Raw genomic sequence first — 22,175 nt, 5'->3', positions numbered from 1 at the left:
TTTTCGTAGTGTAAACTGTTCGTCCTCAATGACAAACACCCATGAGATACATCTTATTCCAATTTAATATATATCAGAGGTTTCACAGTCTGCGAAATTTTGCTCGCTGTTCAGCGGTAGGTGACGCTGAAAACGCAGGTATTTACGCAAGGCAATACGATAATTGTTGGTGCTGGTATCCGGCAGCCAGGCCTCCAGTTTTTCATCCGCATGACGCTCAAGCAGCATCGATTGCGGAACCTGTTGGTCGACGAAATGGTTGCCAAGACGACGCAGGCGCACGACGTATTCGCGGACGGTACCCGCGCTCATGTCCGTTTGTTCGAGGAGATATTGTTTAAAGCCGATGATATTGAAGAAGGCACTCTGCTCTTTACAGTGCAGATCGCCGCAGAAGCGGCATAGCGCTGACCAGGCGCTACGTTCCTGCTGCCACGCGTTGTCATCCATCAGCGTATCCAGGCGGGAGATAGCGATTTTATTCACGATCACGCCCTGACGCACTAAGGTGATACGGTCGAGCAGTTTGTGACACTGGGCGCAATGCGTTTCGCTGTGTTTAAAGTCTTTGAGATAGCGGCTTAATGGCCGTCTTTTTACCTGCATCATTATGATAACTCCGGGTTCTCATTACATAATGCGGCATTTTTGGCGAAACTTAACGTTACTCCAACCTACGACTTACCCAGCTTTATGCGCAGACGCTTAATGGCCTGGCTGTGCAGTTGGCTGACGCGCGACTCCCCGACTTCCAGTACCGCGCCGATCTCTTTGAGGTTCAGCTCTTCCTGGTAATAGAGGGTTAACACCAACTTCTCGCGCTCTGGCAGAGCCTCAATAGCTTCCATCACGCGATGGCGAAGATCGCCTTCCAGTAGTTGATGCAGTGGGTTTTCGTGTTGATTCTCTTCCGTCACCAACTCGATGCTGTCGCCATACTCTTCTCGCCACTCATCGTAGGAGAAAAGCTGGCTGTTATTGGTATCCAACAGCACCTGACGGTATTCTTCAATCGCGATCCCCAGTCGCTGCGCGACTTCGGTTTCGGTCGCGTTTCGTCCCAGTTCCTGCTCTAGCTGTCCCAACGTCTGTGCAACTTCACGCGCGTTCCGCCGGACGCTACGCGGTACCCAATCTCGGCTGCGTAATTCGTCCAGCATCGCCCCACGGATGCGTTGCACTGCGTAAGTCGTAAATGCCGTACCTTGCAGAGCGTCATAGCGTTCAACTGCGTTCAATAAGCCGATACCGCCCGCCTGGAGCAGATCGTCCAGTTCCACGCTCGCCGGCAAACGCACCTGAAGGCGCAGCGCTTCGTGTCGCACCAGCGGCACATAGCGTTGCCATAGCGAGTGTTTATCCATTACACCTTCAGCGGTATACATTGAATTCACGATAAACAGCCCTGCATTAATATGAGTTATCGGCACGATTATCCGTTTCTATAGCCATTTTAATCGATGGAACAGTGGGAGAAATGTGGGGTTATTTGCGGAGTAAGTGAAATTTCAGCAACAAAAAAACCCCGCCGAGGCGGGGTTTGTCAGATTGAGAGCGATTAGCCCTGCAGCAGAGACAGAACCTGCTGTGGAACCTGGTTCGCTTTTGCCAGCACGGAGTTACCGGCCTGCTGAATGATCTGCGCTTTAGACATGTTGGACACTTCGGTCGCATAGTCGGCGTCCTGAATACGGGACTGCGCTTCAGACAGGTTGGTGGTGGTGTTATTCAGGTTGGTTACTGCGGAATCCAGACGGTTCTGCACGGCACCCAGAGAAGAACGGAATTTGTCAACCGATGCAATTGCATCATCAAGTGCTTTTAACGGATCTGCGGTGAGATTGCTCGGTGCTGCTGTATCAGTACCTACAGACAATTTACCAGTGGAACCATCGATATCAGCAGTATTGTAGGTAGAAGTATTGGTGGTTGTGTCCGTCGTTTTTACTATGTATGCAGCGTTGCCGCTAGCATCTTTATACTGAACTAAGGACTGATTCGAATTCAGCGCACTTGTATCAACCTTCAAGTCTTTACCTACAGTTGCTACAGTTGTAGGTGCTGTAGTGGTTACATCGTCGGTAGTAGCTGCCGCTGAGTCGAAACTAATGGTACCACTAGTACTGTCAACTTTCGCATCATAGTATTCACCTGCACCTGAATTTGCAGCTGAATCGAATACGTAATCTTTACCATTTAATGTCGTAAGCGATAAAGTGGTGGACGTGGATGCAGTTCCACCATCGGTAAAGGTGGCATCAGCAGTGGCAATTTTTACATTGATAGTACTGCCATTTGCAACACTGCTACCAAGTTTAGTGGCATCGAATGAACTCAGATTCAAAGTACTTGAATCAATTTTCTTAAGATCGATCGTGATAGTTTGCCCATCATTCGCACCAACCTGGATGTTCATTTTGCCGTCTTTAGCCAACACGTTCACGCCGTTGAACTGGGTCTGGCCGGATACACGGTCAATTTCGTCCAGACGGGATTTGATTTCGTCCTGGATAGAAGACAGGTCAGAATCGGAGTTAGTACCGGTAGAAGCCTGTACGGTCAGTTCACGGATACGCTGTAAGTTGTTGTTGATTTCAGACAGCGCACCTTCAGTGGTCTGCGCAACGGAGATACCGTCGTTGGCGTTACGTGCTGCCTGAGTCAGGCCTTTAATGTTGGAGGTGAAACGGTTAGCAATCGCCTGACCCGCTGCGTCATCCTTCGCGCTGTTGATACGCAAGCCAGAAGACAGACGCTCGATAGAACTGGACAGAGCAGACTGGTTCTTGTTGATGTTGTTCTGAGTGATCAGCGAGAGGCTGTTGGTATTAATGACTTGTGCCATGATTCGTTATCCTATATTTCAAGTCGTTGATTACGTAATGGGTTTTCACCCGTCGGCTCAATCGCCGTCAAACTTGTTATCGTCTGCTGTAAAACAACCTTTAGAATTTTTTTTACCAATCCCGCATTTTTTTAGCCGTCGAAATACTCTTTTCTGTTGCGCTTATTCTCGCCATTAAAAAAAAACAATTAAGCGTAAACTTTGACGCATTCAGGCCGATAACCCAGACATTCATTATACGTGTCGACACATTAAGGAATAAAAATGGCAAGCATTTCTTCATTGGGAATCGGATCGGGCCTGAAGCTGAGCGACATTCTGGACAGCCTGACGGCAGCGGAAAAAGCCACGCTGACGCCAATTACCACTCAACAAAGCTCTTACACTGCCAAGCTTAGCGCCTACGGCACGCTGAAAAGTTCACTGGAAGCGTTCCAGACCGCCAATAAGGCGTTGTCAAAAGCGGACCTGTTTACTGCTACCACAACAGCCAGCTCTACCACCGCATTTAGCGCCACCACCACCGGTAGCGCCATTGCAGGTAAATACACCATCAGCGTGACTCAGTTGGCCCAAGCACAAACGCTGACCACTAAAGCAACGCAGGCAGACAACAAAACGGCCATTGCCACCAGCGACAGCGTCCTGACCATTCAGCAGGGCGGCGATAAAAAGCCAGTGACAATTGATATCAGCGCGGCGAACTCCTCCTTAACAGGGATCCGCGATGCTATTAACAATGCCAAAGCAGGCGTCAGCGCCAGTATCATTAATGTCGGAGGAGCCTACCGTCTATCAATTACCTCTAACGATACCGGTAAAGATAACGGCATGACGCTGAGCGTCAGCGGCGACAGCGCACTGAAAAGCTTTATGGGCTACAACGGCACCAGTGGTGATACTAGCAACGGCATGACCGAGAGCGTGACGGCGCAAAACGCCGAATTGACCGTAAACAACGTTGCCATTGAGAACAGCAGCAATACCATCAGTGATGCGTTAGAAGACATTACGCTGAACCTGAACGATGTAACAAGCGGTAACCAGACGCTGACGATTACTCAGGATACAACCAAAGCCCAGAGTGCAATCAAAGACTGGGTGACGGCCTATAACGCCCTGCAGGATACCTTCAGCAGCCTGACCAAATACACCGCGGTTGATCCAGGAGCCGACAGCCAGGATACCAGCAATGGTGCACTGATTGGCGACACCACGCTGCGCACCATTCAAACCCAGTTAAAAAGCGCGTTGAGCAACACGCTGAGTTCTTCAACTTATAAAACGCTGGCCCAGATTGGCATCACCTCAGATCCAAGCACCGGTCAGTTGGACGTCGATGACGACAAACTCAGCGCCGCACTGAAAAAAGATTCATCTGCTGTTGGCGACCTTATCGTCGGTGACGGCAAAAAAACCGGTATCACCACCACACTTGGCACCAACATGACCAGCTGGCTCTCCAGCACCGGGATCATTCAGGCTGCTAAAGATGGCGTCAGTAAAACGCTGAATAAACTGACCAAAGACTACAACAACGCCAGCGACCTTATCGATCAGAAAGTCGCGCGTTATAAAGAACAATTTACCCAACTGGACGTATTAATGACGTCGTTAAACAGCACAAGCAGCTATTTAACACAGCAGTTTGAATCCACCAGCAGTTCCAAGTAATTATTCTTAATCGGGAGAAACATCATGTACGGGGCCCAAGCAACAAAAGCCTACGCACAGATTGACGTAGAAAGCGCAGTGATGAGCGCCAGCCAGCAGCAGCTAGTCAGCATGCTGTTCGACGGCGCGCTGAGCGCGCTTATCCGCGCCCGCCTGTTTATGCAGGACGGCAATCTGCAGGGAAAAGGTCTTTCTCTGTCGAAGGCAATTAATATCATCGAAAACGGCCTGAAAATGGGGCTGGATGAAAAGAGTAATGATGAACTGACGCAGAACCTGTTAGCGCTTTACGCCTATATGGTAAGACGACTTTTACAGGCTAATCTGCGCAATGACGCTGGCGCCGTTGAAGAGGTTGAACACCTCATGCGCAATATCGCCGATGCCTGGAAGGAATCTCTCCTTACGCCTAATTTGATTCAGGACGCCGTCTAATGAGCCATGCACCGCATCTTTATCTCTCGTATCAACAGCTGGTTGAAAAAAGCAACAGGATGCTGCGACTTGCCACGGAAGGATTGTGGGACGAACTGATTGCCAGTGAAATGGAATACGTTAATGCGGTGCAAAAGATTGCTCAGTTAACCCAGCTAAGTGAACCGTCCGACCCGGTTCAGGAGCAGCTTCGTCCCCTGCTGCGCAAGGTACTGGATAATGAAAACACCGTAAAACGTCTGCTACAAGCGCGCATGGATGAGCTGGCAAAACTGGTGGGGCAATCGTCGATACAAAAGTCGGTGATGTCGACCTACGGTAAACAGGGGGGCCACGTGCTGGTTCCCCAGGATAATGCCGACCTTAACCATTGATGATATTCACTCCGCCACGCGGCGTGCCGGAGTGAATATTTTTTATGGCAGTACTGACGGCAGCGGCGTTTTCGCCAGCGCAGCCGCACATTCCACCGTTGGGCGTTCGACGCGTTGCAGCGTCATGCCGTCATATTTCAGCGTGTTACCGTCGCGCTCAACCGCGTAAACGTCCAGCTTATTCGTCACGTTATAAACGTCGTTATCTTTCAGCGTCAGTTTCCCCGGAAGTGCAATCACTCGCTGCCACTGGCGGCAGTCCATCGTATCGCCATCACGAGTCACAATCAGGCTGCCTATCGCCTCCGGGCTCACCAGCGCACGCTGCGGCCCAACCGACTGCCAGTATCCAGCCAGCCCCGCCGGAGCCGGTGCTTTTACAACGGCGGAGTAATCGGTGATTTGCGCACAGCCCGCCAACGTTAACAGCGCCGCCACAATGGCTAATTTTTTCATTATTCGTCCTGTTCCGGGAGAAAAAAACAGAAACATTATAGCGTTAAACCGATGACCGTTTCACGGTAATTGACCATTGCAGTGGGCGTGCTGCGATAAAAAGCGCGAACGCTGGGGATAGGAAGAGAAAAGTGAAGAAAAACATAAATCAGCGGTAGGCCGGATAAGCGAAGCGCCATCCGACATAGCCCGAGAAAATTGCCGGATGGCGGCGTAAACGCCTTATCCGGCCTACGGACGAAATATTACACTTGCATGCCCATCATATGAGCATGTATTTTCCATAATCGACTAAGATCGTCCAAGAGCGCACCACAAAACAGATGGTTGTGGTCGAACATCACGAGCAGTTACCAAAATCACCCAAGATTATCACCAAGAATGTGTCCCACCCATGCCCCACAGAGCATTAGCGCAAGACGAATCACCGCCTTCACGGGGCTGAGTTGTTTTGCGCTAATTTTTTGCCCTATCACCCTGCTGATTATCCCCGCCACTAAACATTCGTCGCGTCATCAATAACAACTTCCTGAACTGGTGGGTCTGACAGGTACGGTTCATCAGAGCCGTTCGGCGTGATTATTTTCCCTTCAGACTGATCCTCAATCAATTCAGTGTATAAATCATCATCAATTTGGATAATGTCATCAGGTATCTCCTGATACTTAAAGTTATCAGGATAAAAGCCGTTGGTAGATGGTGAGTAACGCATGCTTTCCCTCTCTTCTAGTTACAGATAATGCGCCAGTTAGCCACTACAGGAGTGTTATCTCCGAAGTGGCTAATGGTTATCGTTGTTTTAGTACTGGCAGATAGCTTGTGCGACATCTTTTACCGCCTTTGTGGTTTCCACTTGCTTATCAACTGCGGCCTGAGCTTGTGCAGCCTTAGCCTCTTTCACATCAGCTTTTGCTTGCGTCTCTGTCTGTCCTTTTGATTTCCCGGATTGCCAAGTAAGGAACAGTGTAGCGACAATGCCAATCGCACCGAAAATGTATTCCCATGCCATTGCAAGAAATGATGTCATTTTCTTTTCTCCTGGCTTACCAGGCGGCCAATCACACCACATGCAGCTATGACGGCCGTAATGGTGCTCATTGTGCCTGGGGGAATGGATGCTTTTAAATCCGGCGGCAATTCAAGCCAGACAGTAGGCAGAATCCCAGCAATAACCAGTGCATGGACGCTGAACCACTTCCAGCATTTTTTCCAGTCATCGACTAGCTTCATTTGAGTAGCCCTGAATATGCTGTCATCTCACCACTTCTCATGACTTCTGCATGCCGGTTGGCTCGGTTAGGAGTTTGCTTGGCCCACTGGCTGCAAAGCATCCCATTTGCTGCGCCGGCAAAGTTCCCAGCAGAAACCATGGCGAGAGTATTTTTGAATCCAGCCAGGCCATTAACGCCCATCTGATAAGCCATGCTAACCAGAATGTCTTTGCGTGCTTCGTTACATGCTTTCATAGCCGCAGTGATCGATGGATTGGCATTCATTTTTGCGATAGTTGATTTCACAAATGATTCAAGCCAGACATCCCCAACATCTCGAGGAACTGTAAATGTGTAGTTGCTAATAGACGCAGATTTGGGTCCAATTTTGATGCCGCAGGCAACAGTCGGGTAGCCCTCAGTATCGATATAGGGCTTCTCTTTGTAGCCTTCTTCATAATTCAGTAAAGGGATGATCTGGCTCACTCACCTCTCCTTATCAAAAAGCGACTTCTCTCTGGAAGCTTGAAAGGTCGCGTGAGTTTTACATTGGCTGAACTTTCGAACCGTTTGGGGAAATAATGACAACCTCTGGAGGCTGCTGAGAAATCTGATTGACAGCCAACTGCCTTTGTAGCTCAGACTTCTTTAAGTCTGACGCAGCAAGTCGCTTTGTCAGCGATGCATTCTCTCGGATGGTGGTGTTGATCATGCTTTGCACGCTATAGCAGAAACCTACCATGGCGCAGATATACAGAACCGGGACGGCATTTATTACGTACCGCCCCAACTTAATGAGAAGTTTATCGTTCATTGTCGTCACCGTTCCCGGAACTAAATCCAGGCGGCCTGATTTGTTTGATTACCGATGCACCTTGCCATCCAGCCCAGCCGCAGCCTATGCCTACAACATAGAGTGACCAGCCATTAGTAAGCCCGAGAAGGCACATCATCATTCCGGCGAAAAGCGACACGGCAACATGACTAAGAAAAGGTACCGGGTCTTCCGGCGCTTTATTCGAATGCTTCGTCAACGAATACTTCGCCAACGAACCCGCCAGCGTCATGATGAGCGCGAGTAGCAAGGCCGGAATTAATTCCGTTCCATTTGCCATTGCGTAGTCTCCACCATGCGGTGGCCTGTTGAAGCGATCTGGCATGAGACTACCAGGGCGCAAATTTGCGACCCCAAATAATGGGGGATTTGTTCTGTTTAAGATTTGATGCAATTGCTGGGTGAACAAATCCAGGATACATTTTTCGGTAACGTGGTTTGTTCGTGACTAATAGCATGAGCAGATCAGGCAGGAGGCTGTTGACGCAGTCTCTTGCCGCCCATCTTCACGAAGCCCAGCCATTGCGCTGGGCTTTCTTTTTTGAAGCGCACTAACTCCGTAGCCACAGATATTCAGCAATGAGTTGGTTGGGTCTGGTTCTTGGTGGTAATGCGCTTTAAAAAATTGCCCGGGCGTAGGGCAATGAGGGAGTGAGGCATTTAGGCTCTATTGGCCTTGATTCCCTAGCTGGCGGGATTCTGTAATCTGGCTCAGGGCTCTCGCGTATGAGCTTCAACGTGTCGTGCAGCACGTATTCACTCAAAAGCCCTGACCGGATTGCAGATACAAAAAAGCCCCGATTATTTTTCAGGGCTCATATGGATTCTGTGAATATTTTCTACAGGATATATTTCAATCTTTTATTGGCTGCAACTAAAAGCATCGCTGATATAGTTGTCATGACCAATGTAAATACGATCTTTGGCATGTTGACATTTAGTTCGCTGTATAACAAATACCACATCGGATGGATTAGGAAGACCGCAACTGAGAACATGGCAGCGTTATTTCCTACACCATGCAGGTTCTGATCTTTCACATAGAGAAATATTACTACTGAAGCAAGTGGGAGAACCAGCATCAGATCTAATGGTTCATTACCAACAATAGCATAATTCGCCAATGACTCAGCAACAACAAGAGCAATAACTGCAACAGCATGCCATTTTCGGATTCGCAGTTTTGACCACAAACCATCTCGCTTCATAACATAACCAAGAGCAAGAACGGGGAAGCAATAGAAAACAGCATTTCTGTAAAATGGATACCAGTTAAATAGCGTATCAAGTTTTCCAGTCATTACGTGCGTATTGCCAGCTAACTGTATTGCAAAGCCTGTAAGGTATAGCGCTGAGGCTACCGCCAGAAGAACTGATGCCCTTACTCCTCGCATCAGGTATAGCATCACCCCAGCAATGATTACACCAGGAAAATACCATAGTGCATAGAATCCGATTGCGAGATTCACGAGAGACTTCAGGTGCCTTTCATCGAACCAGAATGGAGAATAAATAATCATCCACAACAGATAAAGCACTACCAACCGAACAAGCCACCCCCGCAACTTATCTGGGGTTGCTATATGAACAAAGTAATAGCCACTAATTAATAAAAATATCGGCACAGCAATTCTGCACACGCCATTTATCAACATAAACCCCAATACGGGGATATCATGCATAAATATTCCTGAATGCAGAACAAGAACTAAGTAGGCCAGACCCACCTTAAGGTAATCAATAGCTAAATTTCGCATTTTATTTTTAGTTTACGGATCCTGGATGGCCGAAAACAACCAGGACCAGGTACTCATTCTGAACCAGAAATTGAGTGAGTTTGCCCCGTCCATGCCCCACGCCATAGGATCGGATGTAATTAGGCAAACACAATCAAATAGTTAGACACACTAGACTTGCATGCCCATCACTTCCTGATACGCACTCACCAGCTTATTGCGCACCTGAATCCCCATCTGCAGCGACACCGACGCTTTTTGCAGATCGGTCATAACATCGTTCAGCGCAATGCCTGGCTCACCCAGCGAAAACTTCTCCGCCTGAGCTTTCGCGCTGTTTTGCGTCTCGCTCACGCGATCCAACGCGGCGTGAAGCTGCCCGGCAAAGCTGATGCTTGGTTGCGTATCCACGCTCTGGTTGCGTGCCATTGCCGCCGTGGCTTGCAGCTGTGACAGAACACCCTCAATACCCTGAATCGCCATATGAACTCCTGGATTGTATTTAACCTGGGAACGAGCTTACCAGTTTGTCAATAAGATAAAGGCGCTAAATAGCACCATAAAAATGGGTTATTTGGCCCATCAAAAATCCTAAAGAAACAAATAATGGCATAGCTATCTTTATGAGTTCTGACCTGGGAGTCTGCTTTGTTTTCGTTAACGTTTAACGCCATTGATCAGGATCGACGAGGTGCGCAATGAGCGCGAGTGCTACGGCTACACCACAAAATAAAACCTTAGAGTGGGTCAACCGCCTGCGCGCGAATCCTAAAATCCCACTGATGGTCGCCAGTGCGGCCGCTGTGGCCGTTCTTGTGGCGATGGTGCTGTGGGCAAAATCCCCGGACTACCGCACGCTGTTCAGCAACCTGTCTGACCAGGACGGCGGTGCTATCGTCACGCAGTTAACCCAGATGAACGTCCCTTACCGCTTTGCCGATAACGGCGGCGCGTTGGAAGTTCCTGCGGATAAAGTTCACGAGCTGCGCCTGCGTCTGGCTCAGCTTGGCCTGCCGAAAGGTGGCTCGGTCGGTTTTGAGCTGCTCGACCAGGAAAAATTTGGCATCAGCCAGTTCAGCGAGCAGGTCAACTATCAGCGTGCGCTGGAAGGCGAACTGGCCCGTACTATTGAAACCCTCGGCCCGGTAAAAAGCGCGCGCGTGCATTTAGCAATGCCGAAACCGTCGCTGTTCGTCCGTGAACAAAAATCCCCTTCCGCTTCGATAACCGTCAATCTGGAACCCGGCCGCGCGCTCGATGAAGGGCAAATTTCTGCCGTTGTGCATCTGGTCTCCAGCGCCGTCGCCGGTTTACCGCCGGGCAACGTCACGCTTGTCGACCAGGGCGGCCACCTGCTGACGCAGTCAAATACCAGCGCCCGCGACCTGAACGACGCGCAGCTGAAATATGCCGCCGACGTTGAAGGCCGCGTTCAGCGCCGCATCGAAGCAATACTCGGGCCGATTGTCGGCAACGGCAACGTCCATGCGCAGGTCACCGCGCAAATCAACTTTGATAACAAAGAGCAAACCGACGAGCAGTATCGTCCAAACGGCGATGCCAGCCAGGCGGCGGTGCGTTCACGTCAGGTTAGCGAGAGCGACCAGATCGGCAGCCCTTATCCGGGCGGCGTTCCGGGCGCGCTGTCAAACACCCCTGCCCCTGCGCCATCGGCACCTATCAGTACGCCGCCGGCAAACCAGGCCAACGGTCAGACCGCCGCGAACCGCAACACTACCACCACCGGTCCGCGCAATACGCAGCGTAATGAAACCAGCAACTACGAGCTTGACCGCACCATCATGCACACCAAGAAAAACGTTGGCGATGTTCAACGTCTGTCGGTGGCCGTGGTGGTCAACTACCGTAATCTGCCGGATGGCAAACCGCTGCCGCTTACGAACGATCAGATGAAGCAGATTGAAGATTTGACCCGCGAAGCGATGGGCTTCTCCACCACCCGTGGCGATACCCTGAACGTGGTCAATTCACCGTTTAACGATACCGATGAAAGCGGTGGTGAACTGCCATTCTGGAAGCAGCAGTCATTTATCGATCAGCTGATGACCGCCGGTCGTTGGTTACTGGTGCTGATTGTCGCCTGGTTGCTGTGGCGTAAAGCGATTAAGCCGCAGCTCCAACGCCGTGAAGCCATCGCGCTGGCGACCGCCGAACAGGTGAAAGTTCAGCAGGAAGCGCAGGACGCCGTTGAGGTTCGCCTCAGCAAAGATGAACAAACGCAGCAGCGCCGTGCTAACCAGCGCCTGAGCGCTGAAGTCATGAGCCAGCGTATTCGTGAAATGTCTGATAACGATCCGCGCGTGGTAGCGCTGGTCATTCGCCAATGGATGAATAACGACCATGAGTAACCTGACTGGAATCGATAAAAGCGTCATTTTGCTGATGACGATTGGCGAAGACCGCGCGGCCGAGGTGTTCAAGCACCTCAGCACCCGCGAAGTACAGCAGCTCAGTACCGCCATGGCGGGCGTAAAGCAGATCTCTAATAAACAGCTGACCGACGTGCTGGCGGAGTTCGAGCAAGAAGCCGAGCAGTTTGCGGCACTGAGCGTCAATGCCAACGACTACCTGCGTACGGTGCTGGTCAAAGCGTTGGGCGAAGAGCGTGCTGCCAGCCTGCTGGAAGATATTCTCGAAACCCGCGAAACCACCAGCGGCCTCGAAACGCTCAACTTTATGGAGCCGCAGAGCGCCGCCGATATTATCCGCGAAGAGCACCCGCAGATTATCGCGACTATTCTGGTGCACCTCAAACGCGGTCAGGCGGCCGATATTCTGGCGCTGTTCGACGAACGTCTGCGTCACGACGTGATGCTGCGTATTGCCACCTTCGGCGGCGTGCAGCCAGCGGCGCTGGCGGAACTGACCGAAGTGCTGAACAACCTGCTCGACGGCCAGAACCTCAAGCGCAGCAAAATGGGCGGCGTAAGAACGGCAGCCGAGATTATCAACCTGATGAAAACGCAGCAGGAAGAAGCGGTTATTACCGCCGTGCGCGAGTTCGACGGCGATCTGGCGCAGAAAATCATCGACGAGATGTTCCTGTTCGAGAACCTGGTCGACGTGGACGACCGCAGCATCCAACGCCTGCTGCAGGAAGTGGACTCCGAGTCGCTGCTCATTGCCCTCAAAGGCTCCGAGCCACCGTTGCGCGAGAAGTTCCTGCGCAATATGTCCCAGCGTGCGGCCGACATTCTGCGCGACGACCTGGCCAACCGCGGCCCGGTACGCCTGTCTCAGGTCGAGAACGAACAGAAAGCCATCCTGCTTATTGTGCGTCGTCTGGCCGAAACCGGGGAGATGGTGATTGGCAGCGGAGACGACACCTATGTCTGATACCACGCCGTGGAAAGTCTGGCAGCCAGACGATCTCTCTCCGCCGATGGAAATGGAGTTTACCCCGCTTTCCGTTGACGAAATGGACGAAGAGCAAGAAGAGATTTCCGCCGAGCAGCTGCAACAGCAGCAGCTGGCTCAGCTACAGATTCAGGCTCATGAACAGGGCTACCAGGCCGGGCTGCGTGAAGGTCACGCCGCCGGTCAGCAGCAGGGTTATCAGGAAGGTCTGGCGCAAGGGCTCGAACAGGGCCTGGCGCAGGCCAAACAGGAACAAGCGCCAATTCACGCCCGTATGCAGCAGTTGGCGAGCGAATTTCAGCATACGCTGGATACCCTCGACAGCGTCATTGCTTCGCGCCTGATGCAGATGGCGCTGGAAGCGGCGCGGCAGATTGTCGGGCAGGTGCCGGTGGTGGATAACACCGCGCTGATAAAGCAGATTCAAACCCTGCTTCAGCAAGAACCCTTGTTCACCGGCAAGCCGCAGCTTCGCGTTAGCCCGGAAGATTTACCGCGCGTCGAAGAGATGCTCGGCGCCACGCTCAACCTGCACGGCTGGCGGCTGCGGGGCGACCCTACTCTGCATCCCGGCGGCTGCAAAGTCTCCGCTGATGAAGGCGATTTGGATGCCAGCGTCGCCACGCGCTGGCAGGAACTGTGCCGTTTGGCGGCACCGGGAGCCTGCTGATGACCGTGCGCCTGACCCGCTGGCTCAACACGCTCGACAATTTAGAGGCGCGCATCGCGCAGCTTCCTGCCGTACGTCGCTATGGTCGTCTCACCCGCGCAACGGGGCTGGTGCTGGAAGCCACCGGGCTACAGCTTCCGCTCGGCGCGACCTGCATTATCGAACGTCAACAGGGCGCAGAGATGCAGGAAGTGGAAGCCGAAGTCGTTGGCTTCAACGGTCACCGCCTGTTTTTGATGCCGCTCGAAGAAGTCGAGGGCATTCTGCCTGGCGCGCGCGTTTATGCGCGTAACACCGCCGGTGATGGCCTGCAAAGCGGCAAACAGCTACCGCTTGGCCCGGCGCTGCTGGGCCGCGTGCTGGACGGTAGCGGTAAGCCGCTCGATGGATTGCCCGCCCCCGATACCACCGAAACCGGTGCGCTGATTACCGCGCCGTTTAACCCGTTACAGCGCACGCCGATTGAGCACGTGCTGGATACCGGCGTACGCCCTATCAACGCCCTGCTCACCGTCGGGCGCGGCCAGCGTATGGGGCTGTTTGCCGGTTCCGGCGTCGGTAAGAGCGTACTGCTCGGCATGATGGCGCGCTATACCCGCGCCGATGTCATTGTCGTCGGGCTTATCGGCGAACGTGGGCGCGAAGTCAAAGACTTTATCGAGAACATTCTCGGCACCGAAGGCCGCGCGCGTTCGGTGGTGATTGCGGCGCCAGCCGACGTCTCTCCCCTGCTGCGTATGCAGGGCGCCGCCTATGCGACCCGCGTGGCGGAAGATTTCCGCGACCGCGGTCAGCACGTACTGCTGATCATGGACTCCCTGACCCGCTACGCCATGGCGCAGCGTGAAATCGCGCTAGCCATCGGTGAACCGCCGGCCACCAAAGGCTACCCGCCTTCGGTCTTCGCCAAGCTGCCAGCGCTGGTTGAACGTGCCGGTAACGGCATCACCGGCGGCGGCTCGATCACCGCGTTTTATACCGTCTTGACCGAAGGTGATGACCAGCAGGACCCGATAGCCGATTCCGCACGCGCCATCCTTGATGGCCACATTGTTCTATCGCGTCGACTGGCGGAAGCCGGGCACTATCCGGCTATTGATATCGAAGCCTCGATCAGCCGTGCGATGACCGCGCTCATCAGCGAAGAGCACTACGCGCGGGTACGCAACTTTAAGCAGTTGCTCTCAAGCTTCCAGCGTAACCGCGACCTGATTAGCGTCGGCGCCTACGCCAAGGGCAGCGATCCGATGCTGGATAAAGCCATTACGCTTTGGCCGCATCTGGAAGCATTTTTACAGCAAGGCATTCTTGAAAAAGCAGACTGGGAATCATCCATCCAGGCCCTGGAAATGATTTTCCCATCGTCATAGTGAAGCAAGAGGATCACAAATATGGCGCAGCACGGTGCATTAGCCACGCTGAAAGAGCTGGCAGAAACTGACGTGGACAACGCCGCCCTGGTTTTGGGTGAAATGCGGCGCGGATGCCAGCAGGCGGAAGAACAGCTCAAGATGTTGATGGACTACCAACTCGAATATCAGAACAGCCTGAACAACGACATGACGCAGGGCATTGCCAGTCTGCGATGGCAGAACTACCAGCAGTTTATTCAAACGCTGGAGAAAGCCATCGACCAGCACCGTCAGCAGTTGATTCAGTGGAACAACAAAGTGGAACAGGCGCTGAATTTCTGGCGCGAGAAAAAGCAGCGTTTGCAGGCATGGCAAACGCTACAGGATCGGCAAGAATCCGCCGCGCTGCTGGCGGAGAACCGGCTTGATCAGAAAAAAATGGATGAGTTTGCCCAACGCGCAACCTTGAGGAAACCCGAATGATTACTCTGCCTAACCTTGCCGTCAGCGAGGCCAATATTGCAGGCGCAGACGCGACGGCAAAAACCCCGGGGTCACCCGAGGATTTCCTGGCGCTGTTGGCTGGCGCACTGACCCAGACCGCCGACCCTGCGGGCGCAAAAAACGCGCTGCTCGCCGACGGTGATGTCAAAGGTCTTGCCGATGTGAAAGGTCTTAAAGATATCAAAGTTCAGGGTCAGTCGCTGACCAAGTGGCTGGTGCAGCAGGAGGCCTCTCAGGCCAATGCCAGCGTCGGGAGCGACGTTGACTTAGCGACCTCGAGTGATGCCCAGACCTTGTTAAGCTCGCTGGCTGCCCATCTGAAAAGTGAACTGACCACCGGTAAAGCGGACGCGAAAAGCGATGACGATTCCGCTGAAAGCAAACTGAGCGACGACGATTTGAAAAGTCTTAGCGCGCTGATGGCGATGCTGCCGGTCACCCCGCAGATTCAGCAGACGGCAACCGCCACTGCACCTGCGCAAAATAGTGACACCCTCAGCTCGCTGACCACTGCACTCGGTCGCGGTAACACGAAATCTCAGGGCTTTGTGGATGTGAAAGGCACGCCGACCACGCAAACCGGCGTTGATACCCGCGCGCTGCCTGCCGACTCCGCCTTTGTGATCCCAACCCAGAAAGCGGAATCAGAAAGCGTCTCGAGCCCCACCGCCGCCACCGCCGCACTGGCACCGGTCGCCAACCAGAATAACGCCGCGCCGGTGCTTCCAGCCGCCGCGACGGCCAACGTGCGCGCCCAACTGGGCACCGCGGACTGGCAGCAGAACGTGAGCCAGCACATCACGCTGTTTACCCGCTCGGGCCAGCAAACCGCCGAACTGCGCCTGCACCCGGAATCGCTGGGCCAGGTACACATTACGCTGAAGGTGGAAGATAACCTGGCGCAAATCCAGATGGCCTCACCGCACAGCCACGTGCGTGCTGCGCTGGAGGCTGCGCTTCCGGTTCTGCGCACACAGCTTGAAGAAAATGGCATTCAGTTGGGACAAAGCAATATCAGCAGCGACGGCTTTGCAGGCCAACAGCAGCAACCGTCATCTCAGCAGTCGTTTGCCGCACGTCATAACGCTGACGGCGGTGAAAACCAGGACGATACCGAACTTCTCGCCATCCCTGCCGCCCTGCAATCTTCGGCTCGCGGGGATAATGCGGTAGATATCTTCGCTTAAACGCCCGAGGTAACACGATTATTCCCGTCTTTTCCACGCTTTGACCCGCGCGGGAGGCGGGATAATCATTGGATAGGCTCTAAAAGGAAGACCGCATCAAATGACTGACACCGCTATCAATAAAAAGAGCAAACGCTCCCTCTGGATCCCTTTGTTGGTGCTGGTAACGCTCGCCGCCTGCGCCACCGCAGGCTACAGCTACTGGCGTTTAACCAACAAAGCAGAGACCGCCGCGCCAAAAGAAGCGCCGCCGCCAGCTGCGCCGGTCTTCTTCCCGCTGGATACCTTTACCGTCAATCTCGGCGATGCCGACCGCGTGCTGTACGTTGGCGTAACGCTGCGAATGAAATCTGAGGCCGACCGCGCGCGTCTGAATGACTATTTGCCGGAAGTCCGCAGCCGTATGCTCCTGCTGCTGTCACGCCAGGATGCGACTAAGCTTGCAACTGATGACGGTAAAAAGCAGCTCGCTACCGAGATTAAAGAGACGCTGAGCGCGCCGCTGATTGCTGGCCAGCCAAAACAGAACATTACCGACGTGCTGTATACAGCCTTTATTTTGCGGTAGGACTATGGGCGATAGCATTCTTTCTCAGGCCGAAATTGACGCGCTGTTGAACGGCGACAGCGACAACCCTAACGAACCGCAGGCACGCGCAACGGGCGAAGATGACATTCGCCCCTATGACCCCAATACCCAACGACGTGTGGTTCGCGAACGTCTGCAGGCGCTGGAGATCATCAACGAGCGTTTTGCCCGCCACTTCCGTATGGGGTTGTTCAACCTCTTGCGCCGGAGTCCGGACATCACCGTGGGGGCGATTCGTATTCAGCCTTACCACGAGTTTGCTCGTAACCTACCGGTGCCGACCAACCTTAACCTGATCCATCTGAAGCCGCTGCGCGGTACGGGCCTGGTGGTCTTTTCCCCAAGCCTGGTGTTTATCGCCGTAGATAACCTATTTGGCGGCGATGGGCGTTTTCCGACCAAAGTAGAAGGTCGTGAGTTCACCCATACCGAGCAGCGGGTCATCAACCGCATGCTGAAGCTGGCGCTGGAAGGCTATAGCGACGCATGGAAAGCGATCAACCCGCTGGAAGTGGAATATGTCCGTTCGGAGATGCAGGTGAAGTTCACCAACATCACCACCTCGCCGAACGACATCGTGGTCAACACCCCGTTCCATGTAGAAATAGGCAACCTGACCGGCGAGTTTAACATCTGCCTGCCGTTCAGCATGATTGAGCCGCTGCGCGAGCTGCTGGTTAACCCGCCGCTGGAAAACTCACGCAATGAAGATCAGAACTGGCGTGAAAATCTGGTGCGTCAGGTACAGCACTCCGAGCTCGAACTGATAGCGAACTTCGCCGATATCTCGCTTCGACTGTCACAAATACTCAAACTTCAACCCGGTGATGTGCTGCCGATAGAGAAGCCCGATCGCATTATTGCGCACGTCGACGGCGTGCCGGTGTTAACCAGCCAGTACGGCACGGTTAACGGACAATATGCGCTGCGCGTAGAACATTTGATCAACCCGATATTGAATTCGCTGAACGAGGAACAGCCCAAATGAGTGATATGAATACTCCACCCGATGACAACAGCGGATCCGTGGACGATCTGTGGGCTGAAGCGCTGAACGAACAGAAAACCACCAGCAGCAAAAGCGCTGCCGATGCGGTCTTCCAGCAGTTGGGCGGCGGTGACGTCAGCGGCACGCTGCAGGATATCGACCTGATCATGGATATTCCGGTCAAGCTGACCGTTGAACTGGGTCGTACCCGGATGACCATTAAAGAGCTGCTGCGCCTGACGCAGGGTTCCGTGGTGGCGCTGGACGGTCTGGCGGGTGAACCATTGGATATCCTGATCAACGGCTATCTGATTGCCCAGGGGGAAGTCGTGGTCGTCGCCGACAAGTACGGCGTACGCATCACCGACATCATCACGCCATCAGAGCGTATGCGTCGCCTGAGCCGTTAAGATGAGCGCCAACCACGCTGTGCCACCCGCACCGGTCTCTCATAGCGCTACGCCGTCTGTCCACGGCGTGGCGGCGACAAGTCATAGTGCCACAACAGCCACCACGCCGGTGACCGTTGCGCACGTTAATGAGCCGGTGACGTCGCCGCTCATTCAGGTTAGCGGCGCCCTGCTGGGCATTATCGTGCTCATCCTGGCGGCGGCATGGGTGGTGAAGCGCGTCATGCCGGGCGCCATGAGAAATCAGCCGGCAAGCGGGTTAAAGGTGAGCGCTAGCGCCTCGCTGGGCGCCCGTGAACGCGTGGTGATTGTTAATGTGGAAGATGCGCGTCTGGTGCTAGGCGTCACCGCACAGCAGGTGACGTTGCTGCATAAGCTGCCGCCAGCCTCAGCGGAGAATCTGCCGCCGCAGGCTGCCGCGCCTGAATTTGCATCACTGATGAAAAACATGCTTAAGCGTCCCGGGAGATCCTGATGCGTCGTATTTATTCCCTTGCGCTGAGCGGGTTGCTGTTGCTGTCGCCCTCCGCTTTTGCCGAACTTCCAGGGCTAATCAGCCAGCCGCTGGCCAACGGCGGCCAGAGCTGGTCGCTGCCGATTCAGACCCTGGTTTTTATTACTTCGCTGACCTTTATCCCGGCTATTTTGCTGATGATGACCAGCTTCACCCGCATCATCATCGTATTCGGCCTGCTGCGAAGCGCTATGGGTACACCGTCGGCGCCACCTAACCAGGTGCTGCTGGGGCTGGCGCTATTCCTGACTTTTTTCATTATGTCGCCGGTTATCGACAAAGTTTACACCGACGCCTATCAGCCATTTAGCGAAGATAAAATCACCATGCAGGATGCGCTGGAAAAAGGCGCGCAGCCGCTGCGTGAATTTATGCTGCGCCAGACCCGCGAAGCCGATCTTGCGCTGTTTGCCAGACTCGCCAACAGCCAGCCGATGCAAGGTCCAGAAGCCGTTCCCATGCGTATTCTGCTTCCGGCCTATGTCACCAGCGAACTGAAAACCGCCTTCCAGATTGGTTTCACCATTTTTATTCCGTTCCTGATTATCGACCTGGTGATCGCCAGCGTCCTGATGGCGCTAGGGATGATGATGGTGCCCCCGGCCACCATCGCGCTGCCGTTTAAGCTAATGTTGTTTGTACTGGTGGATGGCTGGCAGCTGCTGGTCGGCTCGCTGGCGCAGAGTTTTTACAGTTAAGGAGTACCGATGACCCCTGAATCCGTCATGATGATGGGCACCGAAGCGATGAAAGTCGCGCTGGCGCTGGCCGCCCCGCTGCTGCTGGTTTCTTTGGTGACCGGTCTGATTATCAGCATCCTGCAGGCCGCGACGCAGATTAACGAAATGACGCTGTCGTTCATTCCAAAAATCATCGCGGTGTTTATCGCCATTATCGTTGCCGGGCCGTGGATGCTCAATCTCCTGCTGGATTACGTGCGAACGCTGTTCAACAACTTGCCCTATATCATCGGCTAAGCACGATGATCCATTTCACCAGCGACCAGTGGCTCTCCTGGCTCAGCCTCTATTTCTGGCCCATGCTGCGAGTACTGGCGCTGATAACGACCGCTCCCATTCTGAATGAGCGCACCATCCCGAAACGCGTGAAGGTGGGGCTGGGGATCATTATCACCGTGGTTATCGCCCCTTCTCTGCCGGTCGTTGAAGTGCCTATCTTCTCGGCAAATGCGCTCTGGCTGGCGCTACAGCAGATTCTTATCGGCATCGCGCTGGGGTACACCATGCAGTTCGCCTTTGCGGCCGTTCGCTACTCCGGCGAGGTTATCGGCCTGCAGATGGGCCTCTCCTTTGCCACCTTTGTCGACCCAGGAAGCAACCTCAACATGCCGGTGCTGGCCCGAATCATGGACATGCTCGCCATGCTGCTGTTCCTGGTTTTTAACGGTCATTTATGGCTTATTTCGCTGCTGGTCGATACTTTTCACACCCTTCCCATCGGCGGTGAACCCATTAACAGCAACGCGTTTTTAGCGCTAACGCGCGCCGGAGGGATGATTTTCCTCAACGGCGTGATGCTGGCCCTGCCGATCATCACGCTGCTGCTGACGGTCAACCTGGCGCTGGGTATGCTCAACCGTATGACGCCGCAGCTCTCCGTATTCGTTATCGGTTTTCCGATTACTCTCACCGTCGGCATTCTATTAATGGCGGCATTAATGCCGCTGATCGCCCCGTTCTGCGAGCACTTATTTAGTGAGATATTTGATCTATTAGCAGATATTATCAGTGAGTTACCACGTATAAATTCTCCATAACCTCCCCCTGGTTATTATAAGGAAATTCCTAAAGTAAAATTGTAAAAACATCTACCAGCATATCGCTGGCGCGGGTTATTTGTTTTTAGGTGATTCACACAACATAACATTTACTTTACTTTGAGATGATTCCTGGCAAATTATACGTAACTTTACGGGATAGTTGATGCCGCCTGTTCGTCTTCATCCTCTTGTTTTTTATTTTCACCAGGTTCGTTGCGGCGATGAAGTTCGAAGGCAGTGGGTTAATTATCGTTACGCATTGAGTGAGGGTATGCCATGTCAACGATTATTATGGATCTATGCAGTTATACGCGGCTAGGGTTAACCGGATACCTGGCCAGTCGTGGGGTAAAAAAACGTGATATTGACAATGTAGACAACGTTGACGGGCTCGCTGAGATATGCGCTGTTCGCCATCCAGCTGTCGTGTTTATTAATGAGGACTGCTTCATTCATGATGTGCAGAGTAGTCTGCATATTAAGCAGATCATTAATCAACACCCCAGGACGTTGTTCATTGTTTTTATGGCGATTGCCAATATTCATTTTGACGAATATCTGATGGTTAGGAGTAATCTGCTAATTAGTTCTAAATCGATAAAACCTGAAACGCTCGATATCATTTTGGGTAATTATCTGAAAAAAGAAACAGCAGAAGTAAAGCAAACTAATATCTCCACCCTGTCATTAAGCCGTACGGAATCCAGCATGCTGAAAATGTGGATGTCGGGCCAGGGAACGATACAAATATCCGATCAGATGAATATTAAAGCTAAAACCGTATCGTCACATAAGGGTAATATTAAAAAGAAAATAAAAACGCATAACAAACAGGTTATCTATCATGTTGTTCGTCTGGCTGAGAATGTCACATCAGGCATTTTCGTCAATATGCGTTAGGACAACGACAGCAGGGAAACTGGCGGTATCGCTACCGCCAGATGACTAAATCACGATTCGCTTTTTTCAACGAAAATACCGTCTGCGTGGCCCAACTCGTTGAAGAACCAGATCCCCATAGGATAATCCTCCAGCGACACCAGATACATCGTCCCTTCATTGAATTGCTCAATTGCCAGCACGACGCCGGAGCGACGCGGCCCCCCATCTGTCTTGACCGTCACACGATCGTTAACTTGCATAAACGTCATCTCCTGAGTGGTTTAGCCCAGTTTAGAACAAAATTGCCGCGCTGACAGCGCTCCGTTGCATAAGTGCTTAATTATCCATCACTATC

Annotated in this window: 30 protein-coding genes and 1 pseudogene; 18 read left to right on the top strand and 13 right to left on the bottom strand. The window is 52.9% G+C overall.

All coding sequences use genetic code 11. The features are described 5' to 3' along the window. Positions 1-63 precede the first annotated feature (63 nt). The 3 genes from fliZ to ACH1XZ_RS02960 form a co-directional block, all read right to left on the bottom strand. Complete coding sequence (gene fliZ / locus ACH1XZ_RS02970) at positions 64-615, bottom strand: flagella biosynthesis regulatory protein FliZ (RefSeq protein WP_395594689.1); 552 nt, start codon at positions 613-615, stop codon at positions 64-66. Positions 616-674: 59 nt separating this feature from the next. Continuing rightward, positions 675-1,394: an RNA polymerase sigma factor FliA gene (locus ACH1XZ_RS02965; RefSeq protein WP_185669448.1), complete on the bottom strand. Its 720-nt coding sequence runs from the start codon at positions 1,392-1,394 to the stop codon at positions 675-677. A 164-nt stretch (positions 1,395-1,558) separates the two neighbouring features. Next, the gene (locus ACH1XZ_RS02960) at positions 1,559-2,845 is read right to left on the bottom strand and encodes a FliC/FljB family flagellin (protein ID WP_395594274.1); all 1,287 of its coding nucleotides are present in this window, start codon (positions 2,843-2,845) and stop codon (positions 1,559-1,561) included. Positions 2,846-3,109: 264 nt separating this feature from the next. On the opposite strand from ACH1XZ_RS02960, the gene fliD reads away from it, so the two are divergent. The 3 genes from fliD to fliT are packed head-to-tail and all read left to right on the top strand — an operon-like array spanning position 3,110 to position 5,328. After that, positions 3,110-4,519: a flagellar filament capping protein FliD gene (gene fliD / locus ACH1XZ_RS02955; RefSeq protein WP_395594273.1), complete on the top strand. Its 1,410-nt coding sequence runs from the start codon at positions 3,110-3,112 to the stop codon at positions 4,517-4,519. 24 nt (positions 4,520-4,543) lie between these two features. Next, positions 4,544-4,954 (top strand): flagellar export chaperone FliS, encoded by a 411-nt coding sequence (gene fliS, locus ACH1XZ_RS02950; protein ID WP_395594272.1) that lies wholly within the window; start codon positions 4,544-4,546, stop codon positions 4,952-4,954. Next, the gene (gene fliT, locus ACH1XZ_RS02945) at positions 4,954-5,328 is read left to right on the top strand and encodes a flagella biosynthesis regulatory protein FliT (protein WP_035894127.1); all 375 of its coding nucleotides are present in this window, start codon (positions 4,954-4,956) and stop codon (positions 5,326-5,328) included. The genes fliS and fliT overlap by 1 nt, the downstream gene beginning before the upstream one ends. A 42-nt stretch (positions 5,329-5,370) precedes the next feature. On the opposite strand, the gene yedD is transcribed toward fliT, so the two are convergent. The 8 genes from yedD to ACH1XZ_RS02905 all read right to left on the bottom strand — a co-directional run bounded on the left by yedD (position 5,371) and on the right by ACH1XZ_RS02905 (position 9,587). Beyond that, the gene (yedD, locus tag ACH1XZ_RS02940; protein WP_395594271.1) at positions 5,371-5,784 is read right to left on the bottom strand and encodes a lipoprotein YedD; all 414 of its coding nucleotides are present in this window, start codon (positions 5,782-5,784) and stop codon (positions 5,371-5,373) included. 496 nt (positions 5,785-6,280) lie between these two features. Continuing rightward, complete coding sequence (locus ACH1XZ_RS02935; RefSeq protein WP_395594270.1) at positions 6,281-6,496, bottom strand: hypothetical protein; 216 nt, start codon at positions 6,494-6,496, stop codon at positions 6,281-6,283. Between the two features lie 87 nt (positions 6,497-6,583). After that, positions 6,584-6,811 carry a hypothetical protein gene (locus tag ACH1XZ_RS02930; RefSeq protein ID WP_395594269.1) on the bottom strand — a complete coding sequence of 76 codons (228 nt, stop codon included), beginning with the start codon at positions 6,809-6,811 and terminating at the stop codon, positions 6,584-6,586. Further along, complete coding sequence (locus tag ACH1XZ_RS02925; protein WP_395594268.1) at positions 6,808-7,014, bottom strand: DUF7940 domain-containing protein; 207 nt, start codon at positions 7,012-7,014, stop codon at positions 6,808-6,810. The genes ACH1XZ_RS02930 and ACH1XZ_RS02925 overlap by 4 nt, the downstream gene beginning before the upstream one ends. Then, positions 7,011-7,481: a glycoside hydrolase family protein gene (locus ACH1XZ_RS02920; RefSeq protein ID WP_395594267.1), complete on the bottom strand. Its 471-nt coding sequence runs from the start codon at positions 7,479-7,481 to the stop codon at positions 7,011-7,013. The genes ACH1XZ_RS02925 and ACH1XZ_RS02920 overlap by 4 nt, the downstream gene beginning before the upstream one ends. Positions 7,482-7,539: 58 nt before the next feature. Further along, a complete protein-coding gene (locus ACH1XZ_RS02915) occupies positions 7,540-7,809 on the bottom strand; it encodes a hypothetical protein (protein WP_395594266.1) in 270 nt (89 codons plus the stop codon). Next, the gene (locus ACH1XZ_RS02910) at positions 7,799-8,110 is read right to left on the bottom strand and encodes a hypothetical protein (protein ID WP_395594265.1); all 312 of its coding nucleotides are present in this window, start codon (positions 8,108-8,110) and stop codon (positions 7,799-7,801) included. The genes ACH1XZ_RS02915 and ACH1XZ_RS02910 overlap by 11 nt, the downstream gene beginning before the upstream one ends. 559 nt (positions 8,111-8,669) lie before the next feature. Continuing rightward, a complete protein-coding gene (locus tag ACH1XZ_RS02905; protein WP_395594264.1) occupies positions 8,670-9,587 on the bottom strand; it encodes an acyltransferase family protein in 918 nt (305 codons plus the stop codon). 7 nt (positions 9,588-9,594) lie between these two features. Between ACH1XZ_RS02905 and ACH1XZ_RS02900 the strand changes: the two are divergent. Beyond that, a pseudogene (locus tag ACH1XZ_RS02900) lies at positions 9,595-9,732 on the top strand (integrase); the annotation flags it as partial. 5 nt (positions 9,733-9,737) lie between these two features. Here the strand turns inward: ACH1XZ_RS02900 and fliE are convergent. Continuing rightward, positions 9,738-10,049: a flagellar hook-basal body complex protein FliE gene (gene fliE, locus ACH1XZ_RS02895; protein WP_270501824.1), complete on the bottom strand. Its 312-nt coding sequence runs from the start codon at positions 10,047-10,049 to the stop codon at positions 9,738-9,740. 215 nt (positions 10,050-10,264) lie between these two features. Here fliE and fliF point away from each other — a divergent pair, with 215 nt between their 5' ends. The 14 genes from fliF to rcsA all read left to right on the top strand — a co-directional run bounded on the left by fliF (position 10,265) and on the right by rcsA (position 21,838). Then, on the top strand, positions 10,265-11,935 hold the full coding sequence (gene fliF, locus ACH1XZ_RS02890; protein ID WP_395594263.1) for a flagellar basal-body MS-ring/collar protein FliF: 1,671 nt from the start codon (positions 10,265-10,267) through the stop codon (positions 11,933-11,935). After that, positions 11,928-12,923: a flagellar motor switch protein FliG gene (fliG, locus tag ACH1XZ_RS02885; RefSeq protein WP_035894135.1), complete on the top strand. Its 996-nt coding sequence runs from the start codon at positions 11,928-11,930 to the stop codon at positions 12,921-12,923. Before fliF ends, fliG begins: the two co-directional genes overlap by 8 nt. Then, entirely contained in the window at positions 12,916-13,614 is a 699-nt protein-coding gene (gene fliH / locus ACH1XZ_RS02880; RefSeq protein ID WP_395594262.1) for a flagellar assembly protein FliH, read from the top strand. The genes fliG and fliH overlap by 8 nt, the downstream gene beginning before the upstream one ends. Beyond that, positions 13,614-14,984 (top strand): flagellar protein export ATPase FliI, encoded by a 1,371-nt coding sequence (gene fliI, locus ACH1XZ_RS02875; RefSeq protein ID WP_395594688.1) that lies wholly within the window; start codon positions 13,614-13,616, stop codon positions 14,982-14,984. Before fliH ends, fliI begins: the two co-directional genes overlap by 1 nt. Positions 14,985-15,005: 21 nt before the next feature. Next, positions 15,006-15,449: a flagellar export protein FliJ gene (fliJ, locus tag ACH1XZ_RS02870; protein WP_035894139.1), complete on the top strand. Its 444-nt coding sequence runs from the start codon at positions 15,006-15,008 to the stop codon at positions 15,447-15,449. Further along, positions 15,446-16,657, top strand: coding sequence for a flagellar hook-length control protein FliK (locus tag ACH1XZ_RS02865; protein ID WP_395594261.1), 1,212 nt, complete (start codon positions 15,446-15,448; stop codon positions 16,655-16,657). The genes fliJ and ACH1XZ_RS02865 overlap by 4 nt, the downstream gene beginning before the upstream one ends. Positions 16,658-16,757: 100 nt before the next feature. Beyond that, the gene (fliL, locus tag ACH1XZ_RS02860) at positions 16,758-17,225 is read left to right on the top strand and encodes a flagellar basal body-associated protein FliL (protein ID WP_395594260.1); all 468 of its coding nucleotides are present in this window, start codon (positions 16,758-16,760) and stop codon (positions 17,223-17,225) included. A gap of 4 nt (positions 17,226-17,229) precedes the next feature. Continuing rightward, on the top strand, positions 17,230-18,234 hold the full coding sequence (gene fliM, locus ACH1XZ_RS02855; protein ID WP_395594259.1) for a flagellar motor switch protein FliM: 1,005 nt from the start codon (positions 17,230-17,232) through the stop codon (positions 18,232-18,234). Further along, positions 18,231-18,644, top strand: a complete 414-nt coding sequence (fliN, locus tag ACH1XZ_RS02850; RefSeq protein ID WP_035894148.1) for a flagellar motor switch protein FliN — start codon at positions 18,231-18,233, stop codon at positions 18,642-18,644. Before fliM ends, fliN begins: the two co-directional genes overlap by 4 nt. Positions 18,645-18,711: 67 nt before the next feature. After that, positions 18,712-19,119, top strand: coding sequence for a flagellar biosynthetic protein FliO (gene fliO, locus ACH1XZ_RS02845; protein WP_395594687.1), 408 nt, complete (start codon positions 18,712-18,714; stop codon positions 19,117-19,119). Beyond that, on the top strand, positions 19,119-19,856 hold the full coding sequence (gene fliP, locus ACH1XZ_RS02840; RefSeq protein ID WP_395594258.1) for a flagellar type III secretion system pore protein FliP: 738 nt from the start codon (positions 19,119-19,121) through the stop codon (positions 19,854-19,856). Before fliO ends, fliP begins: the two co-directional genes overlap by 1 nt. Positions 19,857-19,865: 9 nt before the next feature. Beyond that, positions 19,866-20,135, top strand: a complete 270-nt coding sequence (gene fliQ / locus ACH1XZ_RS02835; RefSeq protein ID WP_035896987.1) for a flagellar biosynthesis protein FliQ — start codon at positions 19,866-19,868, stop codon at positions 20,133-20,135. Positions 20,136-20,140: 5 nt separating this feature from the next. Further along, entirely contained in the window at positions 20,141-20,935 is a 795-nt protein-coding gene (gene fliR, locus ACH1XZ_RS02830; RefSeq protein ID WP_035896990.1) for a flagellar biosynthetic protein FliR, read from the top strand. A 279-nt stretch (positions 20,936-21,214) separates the two neighbouring features. Then, a complete protein-coding gene (gene rcsA, locus ACH1XZ_RS02825) occupies positions 21,215-21,838 on the top strand; it encodes a transcriptional regulator RcsA (protein ID WP_395594257.1) in 624 nt (207 codons plus the stop codon). Positions 21,839-21,888: 50 nt separating this feature from the next. Here rcsA and dsrB read toward each other — a convergent pair whose 3' ends face one another. After that, positions 21,889-22,080, bottom strand: a complete 192-nt coding sequence (dsrB, locus tag ACH1XZ_RS02820) for a protein DsrB (protein WP_035896994.1) — start codon at positions 22,078-22,080, stop codon at positions 21,889-21,891. Between the last annotated feature and the right edge of the window lie 95 nt (positions 22,081-22,175).

The organism is Kluyvera chengduensis (assembly GCF_044197065.1).
GTDB lineage: Bacteria > Pseudomonadota > Gammaproteobacteria > Enterobacterales > Enterobacteriaceae > Kluyvera > Kluyvera ascorbata_C.
Note: the sequence above shows the minus strand (reverse complement) of the source record. Positions and strands in the feature narration are given on the sequence as shown.